Source organism: Streptomyces microflavus (genome assembly GCF_014650075.1).
In the GTDB taxonomy this organism is placed as follows: Bacteria; Actinomycetota; Actinomycetes; order Streptomycetales; family Streptomycetaceae; genus Streptomyces; species Streptomyces microflavus.
In genome coordinates this window covers 1-20,262 of sequence record NZ_BMUG01000004.1, presented here as the reverse complement: position 1 = coordinate 20,262, position 20,262 = coordinate 1, and the positions used below count along the sequence as shown (strand labels likewise).

Sequence of the window (20,262 nt, the reverse complement as noted above, 5' to 3'; positions counted from 1 at the left end):
GGGTGTGCGGAGGTGGGGCGGGTTCATCGGCCGGGGTTCATCGGCCGAGCGCCGTGGCCAGTTCGCCCCACAGGTACGCGGTCGTCTCCACGCCCTTCAGCAGCAGGTCCAGCTCGACCTTCTCGTCGGGGGCGTGCCAGCCGTCGGAGGGTACGGAGATGCCGAGGAAGAGGACGGGGGCGCCGAGGACGTCCCTGAGGTCGGCGGCCGGGCCCGAGCCTCCTTCACGGGTGAAGAGGATCTTCTTCTGGAAGGCGCGGCCCATCGCACGGGCCACCGCCTGGAGGGCGGGGTGGTCCAGCGGGGTCAGACAGGGCCGGGTGGCGGGCTGGAAGGTGATCCGGTGGCGGATGCCCGCCGGGATGCGGGACTCCACCCAGGCGCGGACGGCCTGCTGTACGCGGTCGGGGTCCTGGCCGTCGACCAGCCGGAAGCTGATCTTCACCAGGGCGGAGGAGGGGATGATCGTCTTGCTGCCCGCGCCCTGGTAGCCGCCGCCGATGCCGTTGACCTCGGCGGTGGGGCGGGCCCAGACGCGCTCCAGCGTGGAGTACCCGGCCTCGCCCGATGCGGCCTGCGACTTCGCCGTACGCAGCCAGGTCGCCTCGTCGAAGGGGAGCTGGGCGAAGAGGGCCCGCTCGGTCCCGGTGAGGTCGGTGACCCCGTCGTAGAAGCCGGGGACGGCGACCTTGCCGTCCTCGTCGTGGAGGGCGGCGACCAGGCGGGCGATCTCGGTGGCCGGGTTGGGGACGGCTCCCCCGAACGAGCCGGAGTGGATGTCCTGGGCCGGGCCCCGCAGCTCGATCTCGCACTCGGCGAGGCCGCGCATGCCGGTGCAGACCGTCGGCGTCTCCTCGTCCCACATGCCGGTGTCCGAGACGATCACGGCGTCGGCGGCGAGACGGGCCGCGTGCTGCTCGGCCAGGGCGCGGAAGTTGGGGGAGCCCGACTCCTCCTCGCCCTCGATCAGCAGCTTGAGGTTCACGGCCGGGGTGGTGCGGCCGGTCGCGGCGAGGTGGGCCCGGACGCCGAGGGTGTGGAAGAAGACCTGCCCCTTGTCGTCGGCCGCGCCGCGTCCGTACATCCGGCCGTCGCGGATCACCGGCTCGAACGGGTCGGTCGCCCAGCCGTCCTCGCGGGCGGCGGGCTGCACGTCGTGGTGGCCGTAGACCAGCACGGTCGGGGCGCCCCGGTCCTCGCTGGGCCACTCGGCGAAGACCGCCGGGGCGCCGGGGGTCTCCCAGATCTCGGTGACCGGGAAGCCGGTCTCCTTGAGCTTGGCGCTCAGCCACTCCGCACTGCGCCGTACGTCCCCGTCGTGCTCCGGCTGCGCGGATACGGACGGGATGCGCAGCCACTCGGCGAGGTCGTCGAGGAAGGCTGCACGGTGCTGTTCGGTGTACGTACGGACGGCGCTGTCCGGGGTCTCGCTCATGCTCTTGAGCCTATCCGTCCTGCGGGGCGGGCTCGTCCAGCAGGATCCGCTCCAGCTCCGCCCGGCCCGGCAGACCCTGCGGGTGGACGGTCTCCCCGCTGCGTACGTAGAGGAAGGTGGCGGTGACGGCGTCGAGCGGCAGATCGTGCAGCTCGGCCCAGGCCAGCCGGTAGACGGCGAGCTGGAGCGGGTCGGCGGTGCGGTGGCGGGTGGTCTTCCAGTCGACGATCTCGTAGGTGTCACCCGTGCGGTACACGGCGTCGATACGGCCCCGGATCACCCGGCCCGCGAGGGTGATCTGGAACGGGGTCTCCACCCGGTACGGCGTGCGCCGGGCGTACGCGGTGCGCTCGAACGCCTCCTTCAGCTCGGCGAGGTCCCGCTCGTCGGCGATCTCCGCGTCGCTCTCGTCGCCCCCGGGCAGCTCGTCGGGGCCGAGCATGGGCAGCGGCAGCTCCTCGTACCGGGACTCCACCCAGGCGTGGAACCGGGTGCCCCGGCGGGCGGCGGGCTGCGGCGGCCGGGGCATCGGCCGGGCCAGCTCCTTGGCGAAGGCGTCGGGGTCCTCGGCCAGGTGGAGCAGCTGGGTGGCGGAGAGCGAGGCGGGGACGAGGACGTCGTGCACGGTGGCGCGGGCACGGCGCAGCTCCCCGGCCAGGGCGTCGAGGTCCCGGTCCCAGGAGGCGAGGGTGCGGGTCTCCTCGGGGGTGAGCGGTTGCGCGGGGCCGGTCTCCTCGGGGTGGCGGGCGGCGGGAATGTGCGGGAGCTCGTCCGGGGCGGCCGGGGTGTACGGGGGCGTATCCGGGGCGGCCTCGGCGTGCGGGGGTGCCTCCGGGGGGCGTTCGGTGGGGAGCGCGTCCCAGTCCCAGTCCTCGTCGAACGGTGCCTCGTCCGGCGGTGCCTCATCGAGAGGTACGTCGTCGGGTTCGGGGGCGTACGCCGGTGCCTGCTCGTCCCCGTGGAGGGCCAGGCTCTCCAGGTGGGCCAGGACCGTGTCCCGGGCGGCGCGGCGGCGGGCGAGGGCCGTGGCGTCGAGCGGGAGCGGCCAGGCCAGGTCGGTTTCGGGCGCCGCGAGGGCCGGGTTCTCCTCGTCCTCGGCGGGCTCGTCCGCCCACGCCTCGATCTCGCCGTGGCCCGCCGCGCAGTGCTCGTACAGCGCCTCCAGGAAGGCCGACGGGCCGCGTGTCTTCTTCTGGGACGGGCCCCACCAGTGGCCGGAGCCGAGGAGCAGGGAGCGGGGGCGGGTGAAGGTGACGTAGCCCAGGCGCAGTTCCTCCGTGTGCTGGTGCTCCTTCATCTCCTCCTTGAACGCCTTCATGCCCTTGGCGTCGAACGTGTCCAGCTCCGGGAGCGTCGCCGCGTCGCCGCGCAGGGCGTGCGGGAGCACCTTGGCCTGGGCGGTCCAGGCGTCCCGGGCCCGGTCGCTGGGGAACTGGCCGGTGACCAGTCCTGGCACGGCGACCACGTCCCACTCCAGGCCCTTGGACTTGTGCGCGGTGAGGACCTTGACGGTGTTCTCGCCGCCGGGCAGCGCGTTGTCGAGCCCCTTCTCGTACTGCGCGGCGGTCCGCAGGAAGCCGAGGAAGGCGAGGAGCGACGCCTCGCCGTCCAGGGAGGCGAAACGGGCCGCTGTGTCCAGGAAGTTGGCGAGGGTCTCGCGGCGGCGGGCGGCCAGCGCCTGCGGGGACGCCGACAGCTCGACCTCCAGGCCCGTGGTGGCCAGGACGCGGTGCAGGACGTCCATCAGGGGATCGGCCAGCGAGCGGCGCAGGTCGCGCAGCTCGCGGGCGAGGCGGGCGAAGCGGATGCGGGCCTCCGCCGAGAACGGCAGCCCGTCGTCCGTCGTGTCCCCCGCGATCAGGAAGGTGTCCAGGGCGTCCGCGAGCGATATCACCTCGGCCGGGTCGGTGCCCTCGACGGCCTCCGCGAGCCGCCGGTCCGGGTCGGCGTCGTCCCCGTGGGCGGCCCGGTGGACGAGGAGGCGGGCGCGGCGGCCGAGGAGCGCGAGGTCACGGGGGCCGATGCGCCAGCGCGGTCCGGTGAGGAGGCGGACCAGGGAGGCGTTGGCGCCCGGGTCCTGGAGGACCTCGCAGACGGCGACCAGGTCGGCCACCTCGGGCAGGTGCAGCAGCCCGGCCAGGCCGACCACCTCGACCGGGATGTCCCGGGCGACCAGGGCCGCCTGGATCTGCGGGAAGTCCCCGGCGGTGCGGCACAGGACGGCGATCTCACCGGGCGGGGTGCCGGTGCGGACGAGGTGGGCGAGGGAGTCCGCGAGCCAGTCGATCTCCTCGGTGTGGGTGGACAGCAGGGCGCACCGGACCATCCCGTCGCGCTCGGCCCCCGGTGCGGGGCGCAGCGCCTCGACGCCCTCGTGCATCGCGCGCAGAGGCTCCGCGAGGCCGTTGGCGAGGTGGAGGAGGCGGCCGCCGCTGCGCCGGTTCTCGCTGAGGCTGTAGCGGGTGGCGGGGGTGCCGTCGGCGTGCGGGAAGTGCTCGGGGAAGTCGTCGAGGTTGGCGACGGAGGCACCGCGCCAGCCGTAGATCGCCTGGCAGGGGTCACCGACGGCGGTCACCGCGTGGCCGGTGGCCGTGGCGGACGTACCGCTGCCGAACAGCGCCGACAGCAGCAGGCGCTGGGCCACCGACGTGTCCTGGTACTCGTCGAGCAGCACGACCCGGAACTCGTCGCGCAGGATCGCCCCGACCTCGGGCCGGGTCAGGGCCAGCTCGGCGGAGAGGGCGATCTGGTCGCCGAAGTCCAGGAGGTCCCGGCTCCGCTTGGCGGTCCGGTACCGCTCGGTGAGGCCGAGGAGGGAGCGGCGGGCCTCGGCGGTCTCGGGGATCTTGCGCAGGTCGGCGTTGCTGAGCTTGGCGGTGGCCAGCTCCCGCAGCAGCTCGGTGTCGTACGTGTCCAGCGCCCCGGGCCGTACGAGGTGTTCGGACAGCTCCCCGTCGAGCGCCAGGAGGTCGCTGACCAGGGTGGGGAAGGAGCGGGTGAGCGCCGGATACGGGCCGGGCGCCTCACGCAGCACCTTTGCCGCGAGCTGGTAGCGGGTGGCGTCGGCGAGGAGGCGGGTGGACGGCTCCAGGCCGATGCGGAGGCCGTGCTCGGTGAGGAGGCGGCCGGCGAAGGCGTGGTACGTCGAGATCGTGGGCTCACCCGGCGGGTTGTCCGGGTCGATGACCTCGGGGTCGGTGACCCCGGCGGCGACCAGCGCCTTGCGGACGCGCTCGGCCAGCTCGCCCGCCGCCTTGTTGGTGAAGGTGAGGCCGAGGACCTGCTCGGGGGCGACCTGGCCGGTGCCGACGAGCCAGACCACGCGTGCGGCCATCACCGTGGTCTTCCCCGACCCGGCTCCGGCCACGATCACCTGCGGGGCGGGCGGCGCGGTGATGCAGGCCGTCTGCTCCGGGGTGAAGGGGATCCCCAGGAGCTCCTTGAGCTGCTCGGGATCGGTGATGCGTGAGGACACGTGGGAAACGGTAACCGGAGCCACTGACAACCCGGTACCAACCGGATCCCTCAGTCCACCACCTGGCGCCCCTCCGGCTGTGCGCTGCACGAGGCGCGGAAGGTGCAGTGGGAGCAGTGGGTGCCGGTGGTGGGCGTGAACCGTTCGTCCAGGACCTTCCCGGCGGCGGTGGCGAGCAGGTCGGAGACCCACTCCCCCGCCAGTGGCTCCTGCGCCTGGACCTTGGGGAAGGCGTCGCCGCCCTCCTTCTTGGGGGCGGGCTGGCGGAGCTGGACCAGTTCGGCGCCGCCGGGTTCGGGCCGCCGGCCGTCGAAGACCTCGTCGACCGCGCCCTCGCGCACGGCCAGCTGGTAGACGGCGAGCTGGGGGTGGGTGGCGACCTCGTCCTTGGTGGGCGCGCCCTTGCCGGTCTTGAAGTCGACGACGTACGCCCTTCCCTCGGCGTCCTCCTCCACCCGGTCCATGGAGCCCCGGATGCGGACGGCGTACTCGCCCGCCTCCAGGGTCACGTCGAAGTCGTGCTCGCTGGCGGTGGGGGTGCGGCCGCCGCGGTCCAGGACGTGCCACTTCAGGAAGCGTTCCAGGGCGGCGCGGGCCTGGTCCTTCTCCTGCTCGGACTTCCAGGGGGCGTCGAAGGCGAGGCCGTTCCAGACGGAGTCCAGGCGTTCCATGAGGACGTCGAGATCGGCGGGCGTACGGCTGGAGGCGACCTCGTCGGCGAGTACGTGGACGACGTTGCCGAACCCCTGGGCGGCGGTGGCCGGGGCGTCGGCCTTCACCTCGCGGCCCAGGAACCACTGGAGGGCGCAGGTGTTGGCGAGCTGGTCCAGCGCGCTGCCGGAGAGGGTGACGGGCTGGTCGCGGTCGCGCAGCGGGACGGCGGAGCGGGTCGGTTCGTCCAGGCCCCACCAGCGGGACGGGTGGGCGGCGGGCACGAGCGCCTGCCCCTCGTCGTCGGTGAGCGCGGCGAGCCGGGCGAGACGGTGGGCGGCGGCGTCGCGCAGGGCGTCGGAGGCGGCCGGGTCGACCGTGGTGGCGCGCAGCTCGGCGACGAGCGCGGCGACGGCGAGGGGGCGGCGGGGGCGGCCGGTGACATCGCGGGGTTCGACGCCCAGCTCGGTGAGGAAGCGGGAGGGCTGGTCGCCGTCGTCGGCGGGGGCCTTCACGGCGGTGACGACCAGGCGCTCGCGGGCGCGGGTGGCGGCGACGTAGAAGAGGCGGCGCTCCTCGGCGAGGAGTGCGCCGGGCGTGAGGGGTTCGGCGAGCCCGTCGCGGCCGATCCGGTCCGCCTCCAGGAGGGAGCCCCGGCGGCGCAGGTCGGGCCAGAGCCCTTCCTGGACCCCGGCGACGACGACGAGCCGCCACTCCAGGCCCTTGGAGCGGTGGGCGGTCATCAGGCGTACGGCGTCGGGGCGGGCGGTCCGCCGGGAGAGGGTGTCGGCGGCGATGTCCTGGGCGTCGACCTCCTCCAGGAAGTTGAGCGCCCCGCGTCCGCCGGTGCGCTCCTCGGCGCGCGCGGCGGTGTCGAAGAGGGCGCACACCGCGTCGAGGTCGCGGTCGGCGTTGCGCCCGCCCGCCCCGCCGCGCAGCGCGGCCCGCTCCAGCCTGCCCGGCCAGGGGGTGCCGTTCCACAGGGCCCACAGGGCCTCCTCGGCGGTGCCGCCTCCTTCCAGCAGCTCGCGGGCCTTGCGCAGGAGCGCGCCGAGGCGCTGCGCGCCATGGGCGAACGCCGGATCGTGGGTGACCAGGCGTTCGGGCTCGGCGAGGGCGCGGGCCAGCAGCTCGTCGGAGGGGGCGGGGACCCGGATTCCGGCGGCGCGCTCCTCGTCGCGCAGGGCCCGGCCGAGGCGGCGCAGGTCGGCGGCGTCCATGGAGCCGAGGGGGGAGGTGAGGAGCGTGAGGGCGGTCTCGGTGTCGAGCCAGGGGGCGGCGACCGTGGCTGCATCCGGCCCGTCCTCCGGCTCCCCCGGTCCCTCCTCCTGCTCCTCCCGCCCGTCCTCCGGCTCCCCCGGTCCCTCCTCCTGCTCCTCCGGCCCGTCCTCCGGCTTCTCCGGCCCGTCCTCCTGCGCCTCCGGCTCGACGGGACGGTGGTGCAGCGCCGCCGTCGCCACCGTCCGCAGGGCCGTCAGCAGCGGGGCGACGGCCGGTTCGTGGCGGAGGGGGAGGTCGTTGCCGTCGACCTCCAGGGGGACGCCGGCGGAGGTGAGGGCGCGGCGGACGGCGGGCAGCGAGCGGCCTCCGGCCCGTACCAGCACGGCCATCTCCCGCCACGGAACCCCGTCCTCCAGATGGGCGCGGCGCAGCAGGTCCGCAATGTTCTCCAGCTCCGTGGAGGCGGTCGGGTAGGTGTACGTCTCCACCCGGCCGCCCTCCCGGACGGCGTGCAGCTCGCGGTGGGCGCGGACGGTGTCGGCGGGCAGCCGGGTCAGCGGCATCCGGCGGGTGAGCAGCCGGGTCGCGGCGAGCAGCTCGGAGCCGGAGCGGCGGGAGGTGGTGAGCACGCCGACGGGGGCGGGGGTGCCGTCCGCCCGCCGGAAGGTGTCGGGGAATTCGAGGATGCCGTTCACATCGGCGCCCCGGAAGGTGTAGATCGACTGGTCCGGGTCCCCGAAGGCCACCAGCGTCCGGCCGCCGCCCGCGTCCGCCCCGCGCCCCCGGTTCCCCGCCAGCGCGTGCAGCAGGCGCACCTGCGCGGGGTCGGTGTCCTGGTACTCGTCGACGTACACGGCGTCGTACGCCCCGGCCAGCTGCGCGGAGACCTCGGGGCGCTCCGCGAGCAGGACCGCGCGGTGCACCAGCTCGGCGTAGTCCAGGACGCCCTGCGCGTCGAGCACGTCCAGGTACTCGGCGAGGAACTGGGCCGCCGCGCGCCAGTCCGGGCGGCCCGTGCGGCGGGCGAAGGCGGCGAGCGCGTCCGGGCCGAGCCCCAGTTCGCGGCTGCGGGCGAGCACGGCCCGCACCTCGTCGGCGAAGCCGCGGGTGGTCAGGCAGGCGCGCAGTTCGTCGGGCCAGCTGACGTGGTCCAGGCCCGCCTTCTCCAGGTCTAGCTGGCCCGCGAGGAGATCGCGGACGGTCACGTCCTGCTCGGGCCCGGAGAGCAGCCGCAGTGGATCCGCGAAGAGATCGGCGTCCTGGTGGGCGCGGACCAGGGCGTAGCAGTAGGAGTGGAAGGTGGTGGCCTGCGGGCCGAGCGCCGCGCCGAGCCGGGCCGCCATCCGGTCGCGCAGCTCGACGGCGGCTTTGCGGCTGAAGGTGAGGACGAGGATGCGGGCGGGGTCGGCGCCCGCGTTCACCCGGGCCGCCACGGACTCCACGAGCGTGGTGGTCTTGCCGGTGCCGGGTCCCGCGAGGACGAGCAGCGGTCCCGTGGCGTGATCAACCACAGCGCGCTGGCCTGCGTCCAGGAGAGGAGGCTCCACGGAACCGGGCGGGGTGCGCACCAGGCGGTACGCGCCCGTGGTCCGCGGCCGTGACTCACGGTGCGGACTGTGCCGGGTGGAAGAGGAGGAGCTCACGTGGATCGCCGGTCCTGGTGGGTTTACGGGTCGTACAGGTCATACGAGTACAGGTCATACGGGTCATACGGGTCATGGAGACCGAGCAGGGCATGAGGGACGACGAGAGGGGGCGCGCGTGGAGCGCGGTGTCGACGCTACGCCAGCGGGGCCGCGGGAGGCGGCGGGTGCGCTGCGTCTCTCGTCACGCGCTCGGCCGCGCCCTGCCGGAGGCGGGTGCCTGCGTCGGCCGTCAGGTGTGAGTTTCCTCGCCCTGACCGCCGGTGGGACCGCCATCACCTCCCCCGCCGCCGTCCCAGCGCGCGCGGCGCATGTCGAGCTTCGGAAGGTGCCCGTCCGCCCGGCGCGACGCCTCGCGCAGCGGGGTGCCCTCCGCGCGGTAGTGGTCCAGCGCCCGCAGCTCGTGGCCCGGGAGCAGCGCCCCGTCCGCCCGCACGACCCGCCACCACGGCACGGCGGAGCCGTACAGCGCCATGACCCGGCCGACCTGCCGGGGGCCGCCGTCGCCCAGCCACTCCGCGACATCGCCGTACGTCATGACCCGGCCCGGCGGGATCAGGTCGGCGACGTCGAGGACCCGCTCCGCGTACTCCGGCAGCTCGGCCGCCGGGGCGGCACCGGGCCCGCCCCCGCCCGTCTCGTCCTGGCTCATCCGTCCCATCCTGCCGTACGCCACCGACAGCGCGGCCGGAACGGTATCGGTACGGACACCGAGCGTGCGCGCAGGTGCAAAGGGGCGTATGTTGCGCATCCCGCGCCCGTGCGACGCACCCTGATGCCCCCCTCCGTCTCCGGGCCGTGCCACCATCATCCGGGCGGTGACCGGTGATACGAGACCACGAAGACGAACCAGAGGCGACGAAGGAGCAGGGCGTGCAGCCACCGAAGGCGGCGGACGCCTCCGATGCCGGAGAGCGCCCGTCGAGTGCGCCGGATCGCGCCGAGAGTGCGCCGGAGCCCGCCGGTGCGGTGCGGGCCGACGGTCCCAGCGCCACCACCAGCGGTCACCTGACCGGCTCCACGCTCGCCTCCGCCGAGGCCGCCCTGACCGACCGGGTCTCCGGTGACGAGCCGCTGCTCCCCGCCCGGGTGCACCGCCCCTCCGACCTGATGCGGCTGCTCATCGGCATCGCCGCGATCGCCGTGCTGTTCGCGATCGCCGCGTTCGCCCAGGGCACCACCACCGGCCTTGAGGACGACATCTCCAAGGGCACCGAGCAGGCGCCCGATCTGCTGATCAAGATGGCCGGTCTGGTCTCCAGCATCGCCGTGCTGCTCGTACCGGTCGCCTTCGCCATCGAGCGCCTGATCAAGCGGGACGGGCTGCGCATCGCCGACGGCGTGCTCGCCGCCGTCCTCGCCCACGGCGTCACCCTCGCCACCGATCTCTGGGTCTCCCGGTCCGCGCCCGGCACCATCCAGGAGGCGCTGACCCAGCCGCAGCCGGGCGCCGGGCTGACCGACCCGGTGCACGGCTACCTCGCCCCGGTGATCGCGTACATGACCGCGGTCGGGATGGCGAGACGGCCGCGCTGGCGGGTCGTGCTCTGGGCGGTGCTGCTGCTCGACGCGTTCGCGATGCTCGTCGGCGGGTACACCACCCCCTTCTCGATCATCCTGACCGTCCTGATCGGCTGGACCGTGGCGTACGGAACGCTGTACGCGGTCGGCTCCCCGAACGTCCGCCCCACCGGCCAGCACCTGATGGCGGGGCTGCGGCACGTCGGCTTCCGGCCGGTCGCCGCGATGCGCACCGAGGACGCCCCCGACAACGACAACACCGACCAGAACGACCGGGGCCGGCGGTATCTGGTCACCCTGGAGGACGGGCCGCCGCTGGACGTGACGGTCGTCGACCGGGAACAGCAGGCCCAGGGGTTCTTCTACCGGGCCTGGCGCCGGCTGACACTGCGCGGGATCACCCAGCGGCGCTCGATCCAGTCGCTGCGGCAGGCGCTGGAGCAGGAGGCGCTGCTCGCGTACGCGGCGATCGCCGCCGGGGCCAACGCGCCCAAGCTGATCGCCACCTCCGAGCTGGGCCCGGACGCGGTGATGCTCGTCTACGAGCACATCGGCGGCCGGTCGCTGGACCAGATGGAGGACGAGGAGATCACCGACGACCTGGTGCGCAGCGCCTGGCGCCAGGTGAAGGCCCTCCAGTCGCGCCGGATCGCACACCGCAGGCTGACCGGTGACGCGCTGCTGGTGGATCGTTCCGGCAAGGCGTTCGTGACGGACCTGCGCGGCGGTGAGATCGCCGCCGGTGACCTGGTGCTGCGGATGGACGTGGCGCAGCTGCTGACCACCCTGGGGCTGCGGGTGGGGGCCGAGCGTTCCGTCTCCGGCGCCCTGGCCGTGCTCGGCCCGGATGCCGTCGCGGACTGTCTGCCGCTGCTCCAGCCGATCGCGCTGAGCCGCTCCACCCGGGCGACGCTGCGCCGGCTCGCGCGGGAGCGTTCGCAGCAGGAGCGCGAGGCGGTGCTGGAGGCCTCACGGGCGGCCAAGGAGGCGCGGGTCCAGGACGCGGCGGAGGCCGCCGCCGAGCGCACGCCGGAGCACGAGGCGGAGCGGACGTCCCTGGAGAAGCCGGACCACACCTCCGACCGGACGTCCGAGCCCAAGGCCGGTCAGCGGGCCGGGCACAAGGCCGAGCGCAAGTCGCTGCGGACCGAGAAGCAGGCCGAGAAGCAGGCCGAGAAGCGTGCCGTGGACGATGCGATGGAGGAGGCCAGGGAGGGGGATCTGCTGGCCCAGATCCGCCGCCAGGTGCTGCTGATCCGGCCGCAGGCACCGGTCGAACCGGTCCGCCTGGAGCGGATCAAGCCCCGTACCCTCTTCAGCTTCATCGCCGGGGCCATCGCCGCGTACTTCCTGATCTCCCAGGTCACCCAGGCCGACTTCGGGGTGCTCGTGGAGCAGGCGGAGTGGGGCTGGGTGGCCGCGGCGCTCGGCTTCTCGGCGCTCAGTTACGTGGCGGCGGCGATGAGCCTGCTGGGCTTCGTGCCCGAGCGGGTGCCGTTCCGCAAGACCGTTCTGGCGCAGGTGGCCGGTTCGTTCGTGAAGATCGTCGCCCCGGCTGCCATCGGAGGCGTGGCGCTCAATACCCGCTTCCTGCAGCGCGCCGGAGTGCGCCCCGGTCTGGCCGTGGCGAGCGTCGGGGCCTCCCAGCTCTTCGGGCTGGGCTGTCACATCCTGCTGCTGGGTCTGTTCGGCTATCTCACCGGCACGGAGAAGACCCCGGACTCGCTCACCCCCTCCCGTACGGTGATCGCCGGTCTGCTGACGGTCGCGGTGCTGGTGCTGGTGGTGACGGCCATTCCGTTCCTGCGGAAGTTCGTGGTGACGCGGGTGCGCTCGCTGTTCGCCGGGGTCGTGCCGCGCATGCTGGACGTGGTGCAGCGGCCGCAGAAGCTGGTCACCGGGATCGGCGGGATGCTGCTGCTGACCGGCCTGTTCGTGCTCTGCCTGGACGCGTCGATCCGGGCGTTCAGCGGCCCGGACGTGACCCAGCTGAGCTACGCGAGCATCGCGGTGGTCTTCCTCGCGGGCAACGCGATCGGCTCCGCGGCGCCCACCCCGGGCGGGATGGGCGCGGTCGAGGGCGCCCTGACGCTGGGCCTGATCGCGGTCGGGCTGCCGATGGAGGTCGCGGCGCCGGCGGTGCTGCTGTACCGCGTGATGACGCTGTGGCTGCCGGTGCTGCCGGGGTGGATCTGCTTCAACCAGCTGACCCGGAAGGGCGAGCTCTAGGGCGTGTCCGGCGGATCGGGCGCGGACCCGGTCAAGATCCGCCGGACACACCCCAGGCATCCGGCAGGGCGCACCACCCGCATGGACCGCGCCCCAGCGCGCTCCACGGCGCCCCGCCGCACGATGGAACGCATGAGGACTTCCCCCGCTCTGCGTGCCGCCGCCCTCGCCGCCACCGCCACCGTGCTCCTGCCCCTGGCCGGCTGCTCGGACGGCGACGACTCGGGCGGAGAGGGCTCGACGCCCACCGGGGCCTCCACCGCCTCCCCCACCGCCACCTCGAAGGAGCTGGCGTCGCAGAAGCTGGACTGGTCTCCCTGCCCGGCGCCGAACGTGGCGCAGGGCGGTGGTGAGTCGCCCACGCCGCTGCCCGGCGGCGCGGTCTGGGAGTGCTCCTTCATGGACGTACCGCTGGACTACGCGGAGCCGGACGGCCGGACGATCGAGCTGGCCCTGATCCGGGGGAAGGCCAAGGACCAGAAGCGGCGGATCGGGTCGCTCCTGTTCAACTTCGGCGGGCCCGGCGCGTCCGGTGTCGCGACTCTGCCGGCCTTCGGCGCGGACTACGACAAGCTCCGCACCCGGTACGACCTGGTGAGCTTCGACCCGCGCGGGGTGGGGCGCAGCGAGGGCGTGGAGTGCGCGGACGACGCCCAGCTGGACGCCCTCTACCAGGAGGACTCCACACCGGACGACGCGGCGGAGGAGAAGGAGTTCGTCCAGGGCCAGAAGGACTTCATCGCCACGTGCAAGAAGAACTCCGGCCCCGAGCTCCCCTACGTGGGCACGACGAACGCCGCCCGCGACATGGATCTGATGCGCTCGGTGCTCGGTGACGACAAGCTGCACTACTTCGGCATCTCCTACGGCACCGAGCTCGGCGGCGTCTACGCCCACCTCTTCCCGGACAAGGTCGGCCGGGCGGTCTTCGACGCGGTGGTCGACCCCACGAAGGACGCCGAGCAGTCCTCCCTCGGCCAGGCCCAGGGGTTCCAGCTCGCCTTCGACAACTTCACGAAGGACTGCGCGGACCGCGGCGACACATGCGCCCTGCCCGGCGCCACCGGGGCGGAGGTCGAGGAGTGGATCGCCGACTTCCTGGCGAAGCTGGAGAAGGAGCCGGTCGACGGGCTCGGCGACCGGGTCCTGACCCAGACGCTGGCCACCACCGGCATCGCCTCCGCGCTCTACTCCAAGGAGACCTGGCCACTACTGGAGCAGGGGCTGGACGAGGCCGACGGCGGTGAAGGCGCCCTGCTGCTCGCGCTGGCCGACTCACTGAACGGCCGCTCCGACGACGGGCGGTACGACAACTCCAACGCCGCCAACATCGCGATCAACTGCGCCGACAGCGAGCAGCGCTTCAGCCTGGAGCAGACGAAGGCGGCCCTGCCCGCCTTCCGCAAGGCGTCACCGACGTTCGGGGAGTACCTGGGGTGGGGGCTGATGAGCTGCACCGGCTGGCCGGTCGCGGGCGCCTGGGTGACCCCGGACGTCAGCGCCCCCGGCTCCGCGCCGATCCTGGTCATCGGCAACACCGGTGACCCGGCGACCCCGTACGCGGGCGCGAAGGCCATGGTGGAGAAACTCGGCAAGGGAGTAGGCGTCGAGCTCACATACAAGGGCGAAGGCCACGGCGCGTACAACAGTAAGAACACGTGCGTGCAGGGGGCCGTCGACGGCTATCTCCTGAACGGTACGGTGCCGAAGTCCGGCACGGTCTGCGAGTGATCCCTTCTTGTGACCCGGCTCCCGACGCCCTGTCAGAGGCGCCGATTAGCATGGCGGAACATCACAAGTGCCCGACGCATACCACCGGCTTCGGGCCACGGGGAGGGAAGCCGGATCATGCGTGCGCACCGACGGGCCGTACGGGCGGGAGCGGGCCTGCTGGCGGCGGCACTGCTCGCCGGCTGCTCCCTGCTGTCCACGGAACCAGAACCGTCCGCGACGGCCGACGGCCGCCCCGGTGACGTCTCCGCTTCGCCGTCGCCGGACCTGAAGGAGACGCCGAAGACCCCGCCCCTGCCCGCCGCCCTGACCTCCCAGCGCCCCGACTGGCAGCGCTGCGAGGCCCCGCGTGGCGGCAGCGCGCCCGGCTCCGCCTGGCGCTGTACGAGCGTCGAGGTGCCCCTGGACTACGCGAAGCCGACCGGCGAGACCATCTCCATCGCGCTGATCCGCAAGCAGGCCCGCGACAAGGACCGCCGGATCGGCTCGATGCTGTTCAACTTCGGCGGCCCGGGTGGTTCGGGCGTGGACATACTGCCGCGCGCAGCTTCCTCGTACGGGAAGCTCAACTCCCGCTACGACCTGGTGGGCTTCGATCCGCGCGGGGTGGCGGCCAGCTCCGGGGTGAGCTGCCGCACCGACGAGGAGCAGGAACAGGCTGCCCGGAGCGTCGACCTGACCCCGGACACGGCGGCCGAGGAGGCGGCGTTCGTCAAGGACGGCGCGGACTTCGGCGCGGGCTGCCTGCGCCGGTCCGGCAAGGTCCTCCCGCACGTCGGCACGTCCAGCGCGGCCCGCGACCTGGACCTGATCCGCCAGGTCCTCGGCGACGCCAAGCTGTCGTATTTCGGCTTCTCCTACGGTACGGAGCTGGGCGGGACGTACGCGCACCTCTTCCCGCAGAACGTGGGGCGCACCGTCCTGGACGCGGTCGTCGACCCCACGGCCGACGGCATCGGGCACGCCCGCAACCAGGCGACGGGCTTCCAGCGGGCCTTGGAGAACTACCTCAAGGACCGCGGCCAGGACCCGAAGGCGGGCTCGGAGCGCATCGCCCGGCTGCTGGCCCGGATCGACAGGAAGCCGCTGCCGACCGCGTCGGGCCGTGAGCTGACCGAGTCCCTCGCCATCACCGGCATCGTCACCCCGCTCTACTCGCAGTCCGGCTGGCCCACGCTGACGGCCGCGCTGGACGAGGCGGAGAACAAGGGCACGGGCGACGGTCTGCTCCGGCTCGCCGACTCGTACAACGGGCGTGACGAGGAAGGCCGTTACGACACCCAGAGCCACTCCCAGCGGGCCATCTCCTGCGCCGACTCCAAGGCCCGCCCCACGGTGGACGAGGCCCGTGCGCTGCTGCCGGAGTTCCGCAGGCTCTCCCCCGTGTTCGGGCCGTTCCTGGCCTGGGACACGGCGGGCTGGTGCGCCCAGTGGCCGGTCGAGGGGGAGCACGAGACGCCGGAGACCAGTGCGCCGGGCGCGGGCCCGATCCTGGTCATCGGGACGACCGGCGACCCGGCCACCCCGTACGAGGGTGCGCAGCGGATGGCGGACGAGCTGGGCAAGGGCGTCGGCATCATGGTGACCAACAAGGGCGAGGGGCACGGGGCTTACGGCCAGGGCGACTGCGTGACCTCGACGGTGGACGACTACTTCCTGGACGGGAAGGTTCCGCAGGACGGCACGACCTGCGGGTGACGCGTACGGGAAAGGGGCCGGTCCGCCTGGCGTGGCGGTCCGGCCCCTTCTCCGTATGTACTGATGGTGCCGCGTGCTCTAGTAGATCGGCTTCTCGGGCTCGATCTGGTTGACCCAGCCGATCACGCCGCCGCCGACGTGCACCGAGTCGGCGAAGCCCGCCGACTTGAGGACCGCGAGGACCTCGGCGCTACGGACGCCCGTCTTGCAGTGCAGGACGATACGGCGGTCCTGCGGGAGGTCCTGGAGGGCGTTGCCCATGAGGAACTCGTTCTTCGGGATCAGCTTCGCGCCGGGGATCGAGACGATCTCGTACTCGTTCGGCTCGCGGACGTCGATGATCTCGATCTTCTCGTCCGCGTCGATCCACTCCTTGAGCTGCTTGGGAGTGATCGTGGAGCCGGCCGCCGCCTCCTGGGCCTCCTCGGACACGACGCCGCAGAAGGCCTCGTAGTCGATGAGCTCGGTGACGGTCGGGTTCTCGCCGCAGACCGCGCAGTCGGGGTCCTTGCGGACCTTGACCTGGCGGTACTGCATCTCCAGGGCGTCGTAGATCATCAGGCGGCCGACCAGCGGGTCACCGATGCCGGCGAGCAGCTTGATCGCCTCGGTCACCTGGATCGAACCGACCGACGCGCACAGGACACCCAGCACGCCGCCCTCGGCGCAGGAGGGGACCATGCCCGGCGGCGGGGGCTCCGGGTAGAGGCAGCGGTAGCAGGGGCCGTGCTCGGACCAGAACACGGAGGCCTGGCCGTCGAAGCGGTAGATCGATCCCCATACGTACGGCTTGTTCAGCAGCACCGCCGCGTCGTTGACCAGATAGCGGGTGGCGAAGTTGTCCGTGCCGTCCACGATCAGGTCGTACTGCGCGAAGATCTCCTTCACGTTCTCGGCTTCGAGCCGCTCTTCGTGAAGGACCACGTTGACGTACGGGTTGATGCCCAGCACGGAGTCCTTGGCGGACTGCGCCTTGGACCGGCCGATGTCGGCCTGGCTGTGGATGATCTGGCGCTGCAGGTTCGACTCGTCGACCTCGTCGAACTCCACGATGCCCAGCGTGCCGACACCGGCCGCGGCCAGGTACATCAGGGCCGGCGAGCCGAGACCGCCGGCGCCCACACAGAGCACCTTGGCGTTCTTCAGGCGCTTCTGCCCGTCCATCCCGACATCCGGGATGATCAGGTGGCGGGAGTACCTGCGGACCTCGTCGACGGTGAGCTCAGCAGCTGGCTCGACCAGGGGTGGCAGCGACACAGGAACCTCAACAATGCAGGTGGTCGGATTTTACGTACTTCGACTACGTACGGTTGTTCTTCCGGTAACACTGCCACGCCCCCTCTCATTCCGAGATACCGGGTCCGATCCGCGAGACGATTTCGTCCCAGTACCTGGGCAGCGCCGCGAATGGATCGGTTTGTCCGCTCCGTCCGTCCCGGTCCGTGAAGAAGATCGTCCCGGCGCCCTGCCAGCGGGCGATGCGCATCGCCTCGACGAGATGGGTGCGCGGCACCCCGTGGACGAAGTGCGCGAACCGCTCCGGCGGGTAGTCCGCCGTCCACTCGGCCACCTGCGACCAGCGGTAGTCGGTCCACGGGCCCTGGAAGGTGACCAGTTGGTCGGCCGCCTCCGCATAGCCGGGATACGGGTGGACGCCGTGGCCCAGCACCAGGCGGCCGCCGTCGTCCGCGCTGTCGCTCTCCGCCAGCAGGGCGTGGAGTGTGCCGGTGAGACGGCGGACGGCGGGCAGTTCCGCCCGCTCGGCGGGGCAGCGGGCCAGATAGAAGCCGCCGACCCGGTACCAGTCGATGAAGGCCCGGGCGTCGGCGATCAGCTCGTCGAACGGCCGCCCGCCGTAGGCCAGATCGAGGTGGCCGAGGAGCCGGCCGCCGCAGGCGCGTACGGAGTCGTCCGGGGCCTCGCCGTGCAGGGCGCGCTCCCGGGCGTTGCGGAGTCTGCCCGCGGCCTCCAGGCAGTGCGGGTCGGGCCGGGTGCCGGGGCCGTCCGCGATGTTCAGGACGGCCCAGTGCAGCGGGGTGCCGGGGCGGACCAGCTCGGCCCACTCGGCGGGGGCGAGCAGGGGGTGGGCGTAGCCGGGGACGCCGAAGCCGAGCTGTTCGCCGCCTGCGGTCCTGCGGGCGTCGGCGGGGGCGGTCAGATACGGCATGCCGCCTCCATCCAGATGTCCGCGAGCGACTCCTCCAGGTTGATCCGGGGGCGCCAGCCGAGCCGGTCCCGCGCGGTGCGGACGTCGGCCTGCTGCCAGGCGCCGCAGCCGTCCGGGTAGGGGGACGGGGTGGCGGAGAGGTGCTCCATCACCGACTCGGCGGAGGTGCGCGGGGCGCCGATCGGCAGGCGCGCGGGGGGCGTGTCCAGCTCGTGGAGTGCGCCCGCGTACCCCGCGACTCTCGCGAGGACCGCGGCGGCGTCGCGGAGGCGGACGGCGCGCCCGGTGCCGATGTTGACGACGCCCTGGGCGGCGGAGAGCGAGGCGGCGTGGACGGCCCGCGCCACATCCCGTACGTCGACGAAGTCCCGCTGCACGCCGAGGCCGCTGAGCTTGAGCTCACCGTCGCCGGACTGCATGGCCCGGCGCATCGCCTCGGCGAGGCGGCCGAGCGGGGAGCCGGCCGGGGTGCCGGGGCCGACGGGCGAGAAGACCCGGAGCACGACGGCGTCGAGGCCGGAGCCCAGGACCAGTTCGGTGGCGGCGAGCTTGCTGACGCCGTACGGGCCGCCGGGGCGCGGGATGGCGTCCTCGGCGGTGGAGGAGCCGGGCTGCGAGGGTCCGTACTCGGAGGCGCAGCCGACCTGGACGAGCCTGGCCCCGCAGCCGCTGCGGCGCAGGGCCTCGCAGACGGTGGCGACGGCGACGGTGTTGTGGCGGGTGAGGTCCCGGGCGCCGCCGCGGGTGGCGCCCGCGCAGTTGACGACGACTCCGGGGTGGACGGCGTCCAGGAAGCGGGTGAGGGCTCCCGGGCTGCCGCCCGCGAGGTCGAACCGGACGTCGGCGTCGTCGCCGCGGCCGAGGGCCGTGAGGTGGACAGCGGGGTCGGCGAGCAGACGGTCGGCGACGAAGCGGCCGAGGAATCCGTTGGCTCCGAGCAGCAGCACCCTCATCGCGCACCGCCTCGGTGCCGACGGCGGGCTGCCGGTGCGGGGGACTGGGGGGTCATGGCGGGTTACTCCTTGGTCGGTCAGTCAGTTCGTGCGGTGTCGGACAGGGCCCGCGGCGTCGGCTCCGCGGGAGTTGTGCGGTGGTGCGGTGGTGGGTGGTACGTCGGTGGGGGCGGCTAGGCCCCGGTGTGGGGGTGGGTGTGGGCGGAGGCCCGGGAGAGGGCGGCGGAGGCGTGGAGCAGGAGCCCCAGGGCCGCCGCGCCACAGGCGAGGGCAGGTACGGATCCGGGGCCGCCCGCCGCGACGAGGGCGTGCACGGGCCGGGCCAGCGGTTCGAGGCCGGGCAGCCGTCCGGCGAGGACGAGGGCGGGGGCGGCGGCCTCCACGGCGCAGGCGGCGGCGAGCGCGACGGTGCCCGGTTCGGGCAGTCCGTGCGCGGCGAGCAGCCGGGCCAGGAAGAACAGGACCCCGAGGGCGGCGGCGGAGACCGGCGTCCCCGTGCCGCCGAGGCCGAGATCGGCCAGGAACAGCAGGGGCAGCAGGGCGCAGAGGAAGAGGACGACGGCGGCCAGGAGCAGGGGGCGCACTCCCGCGCCGAACTCCTCCAGTGCGCGGCTGCCGGTGAGTTTGCGGTGGGCCTGGACGGTGAAGAAGTGCGCGCACCAGGCTGCCGGGGCGACGGCCGCGGTGAGCCCGAGCAGTGGGGCGGGTGCCGCCTCCCACGGGCCGTCCGGGCCGCCGCTGACGACCTGGGCGATCAGCTCCTCGCCGTACACCGCGAAGCTCAGGAGCCAGCAGGCGTACATCCCGGCGCGGCCCGCTCCTTCGGGGGCGCGCAGCGGGCCCCGGCCCAGGCAGAACCGGAGCGCCAGGCAGGCCAGAAGTGCGCCGGTGACGATCACGGTGGCCCGCGCTCCCCCGCTGAGCGCCCCTTCGGTGACCAGGAGCAGCCCGGCGGTGGCGAGGCAGGCGGCGCCGGGCAGCAGCGCGAGCAGCGTCCACCCGGGGCGGGCCTCGGTGTCGGGCCCGGGCGGCGGGGGCACGGCCACGGCGGACCCGGCGGGCCGGGCCGGGGTGCGGGCGTACAGCTCCTCGGCGAGCGCGAACACGTCCCGGTGGCGGTAGCGGGCGGCGGTGCGGTCGGTGAGGCCGTGGGCCTCAAGACCGGCGGCGATCTCCAGCGGGCTCACGGCCCGTTCGCACAGGTCGCGGTGGTGGTGCATCAGGGACTTCACGGGGTCGGCGGGGCCCCGGCGCGCGGGGGTGGCGGGCCTGCGCTGCGGAGCGCGCGGCGGGATCTCGGCGGGGCGGGCGGGGAGGGGGGCGGCGGACGCGGGGGGTCCGGCGGGCCGGGCGGACCCGGTGGTTCCGGACGCGGAGGTTCCGGATACGCCTGGCCTGGCGGACACCGAGACCCCGGGCCCGGCGGCCCCTGAGGCTCCAGACGTGACGGACCCGGCGGACGCAACGGAGCCGGCGGCTCCGGCGGACCCGGCGGACGCGACGGAACCGGCAACCCCGGCGGACCCGGCGGACGCGAC

The 20,262-nt window shown here is 73.7% G+C and carries 11 protein-coding genes; 3 read left to right on the top strand and 8 right to left on the bottom strand.

Translation table 11 applies throughout. From position 1 onward, the window contains the following. Positions 1-37: 37 nt before the first annotated feature. The 4 genes from IE264_RS12370 to IE264_RS12355 form a co-directional block, all read right to left on the bottom strand. The gene (locus IE264_RS12370; RefSeq protein ID WP_032757853.1) at positions 38-1,435 is read right to left on the bottom strand and encodes a dipeptidase; all 1,398 of its coding nucleotides are present in this window, start codon (positions 1,433-1,435) and stop codon (positions 38-40) included. Positions 1,436-1,445: 10 nt separating this feature from the next. Next, on the bottom strand, positions 1,446-4,910 hold the full coding sequence (locus tag IE264_RS12365) for an ATP-dependent DNA helicase (protein WP_032757852.1): 3,465 nt from the start codon (positions 4,908-4,910) through the stop codon (positions 1,446-1,448). A 50-nt stretch (positions 4,911-4,960) separates the two neighbouring features. Further along, entirely contained in the window at positions 4,961-8,425 is a 3,465-nt protein-coding gene (locus IE264_RS12360) for an ATP-dependent helicase (RefSeq protein ID WP_032757851.1), read from the bottom strand. 232 nt (positions 8,426-8,657) lie between these two features. Continuing rightward, positions 8,658-9,077, bottom strand: coding sequence for an MGMT family protein (locus tag IE264_RS12355; protein WP_031123071.1), 420 nt, complete (start codon positions 9,075-9,077; stop codon positions 8,658-8,660). A 221-nt stretch (positions 9,078-9,298) separates the two neighbouring features. Here IE264_RS12355 and IE264_RS12350 point away from each other — a divergent pair, with 221 nt between their 5' ends. The 3 genes from IE264_RS12350 to IE264_RS12340 all read left to right on the top strand — a co-directional run bounded on the left by IE264_RS12350 (position 9,299) and on the right by IE264_RS12340 (position 15,604). Further along, complete coding sequence (locus tag IE264_RS12350; protein WP_032757849.1) at positions 9,299-12,175, top strand: lysylphosphatidylglycerol synthase domain-containing protein; 2,877 nt, start codon at positions 9,299-9,301, stop codon at positions 12,173-12,175. A 132-nt stretch (positions 12,176-12,307) separates the two neighbouring features. Beyond that, positions 12,308-13,906, top strand: coding sequence for an alpha/beta hydrolase (locus IE264_RS12345; protein ID WP_032757848.1), 1,599 nt, complete (start codon positions 12,308-12,310; stop codon positions 13,904-13,906). 117 nt (positions 13,907-14,023) lie between these two features. Continuing rightward, positions 14,024-15,604: an alpha/beta hydrolase gene (locus tag IE264_RS12340; protein WP_032757847.1), complete on the top strand. Its 1,581-nt coding sequence runs from the start codon at positions 14,024-14,026 to the stop codon at positions 15,602-15,604. Positions 15,605-15,682: 78 nt separating this feature from the next. Here IE264_RS12340 and moeZ read toward each other — a convergent pair whose 3' ends face one another. The 4 genes from moeZ to IE264_RS12320 all read right to left on the bottom strand — a co-directional run bounded on the left by moeZ (position 15,683) and on the right by IE264_RS12320 (position 20,130). Further along, positions 15,683-16,861: an adenylyltransferase/sulfurtransferase MoeZ gene (gene moeZ, locus IE264_RS12335; protein WP_015611204.1), complete on the bottom strand. Its 1,179-nt coding sequence runs from the start codon at positions 16,859-16,861 to the stop codon at positions 15,683-15,685. Positions 16,862-16,946: 85 nt separating this feature from the next. Further along, positions 16,947-17,771, bottom strand: coding sequence for a spherulation-specific family 4 protein (locus IE264_RS12330; RefSeq protein ID WP_032757845.1), 825 nt, complete (start codon positions 17,769-17,771; stop codon positions 16,947-16,949). Continuing rightward, complete coding sequence (locus tag IE264_RS12325) at positions 17,759-18,724, bottom strand: NAD-dependent epimerase/dehydratase family protein (protein WP_031123076.1); 966 nt, start codon at positions 18,722-18,724, stop codon at positions 17,759-17,761. The genes IE264_RS12330 and IE264_RS12325 overlap by 13 nt, the downstream gene beginning before the upstream one ends. Before the next feature lie 173 nt (positions 18,725-18,897). Next, complete coding sequence (locus tag IE264_RS12320; protein WP_352396414.1) at positions 18,898-20,130, bottom strand: hypothetical protein; 1,233 nt, start codon at positions 20,128-20,130, stop codon at positions 18,898-18,900. Between the last annotated feature and the right edge of the window lie 132 nt (positions 20,131-20,262).

What these genes read in the sequence shown, in the direction of transcription:
- IE264_RS12370 (WP_032757853.1), bottom strand. Translation starts at nt 1,435, where the DNA reads ATGAGCGAGACCCCGGACAGCGCCGTCCGTACGTACACCGAACAGCAC.
- IE264_RS12355 (WP_031123071.1), bottom strand. Translation starts at nt 9,077, where the DNA reads ATGAGCCAGGACGAGACGGGCGGGGGCGGGCCCGGTGCCGCCCCGGCG.
- IE264_RS12345 (WP_032757848.1), top strand. Translation starts at nt 12,308, where the DNA reads ATGAGGACTTCCCCCGCTCTGCGTGCCGCCGCCCTCGCCGCCACCGCC.
- IE264_RS12340 (WP_032757847.1), top strand. Translation starts at nt 14,024, where the DNA reads ATGCGTGCGCACCGACGGGCCGTACGGGCGGGAGCGGGCCTGCTGGCG.
- IE264_RS12330 (WP_032757845.1), bottom strand. Translation starts at nt 17,771, where the DNA reads ATGCCGTATCTGACCGCCCCCGCCGACGCCCGCAGGACCGCAGGCGGC.
- IE264_RS12325 (WP_031123076.1), bottom strand. Translation starts at nt 18,724, where the DNA reads ATGAGGGTGCTGCTGCTCGGAGCCAACGGATTCCTCGGCCGCTTCGTC.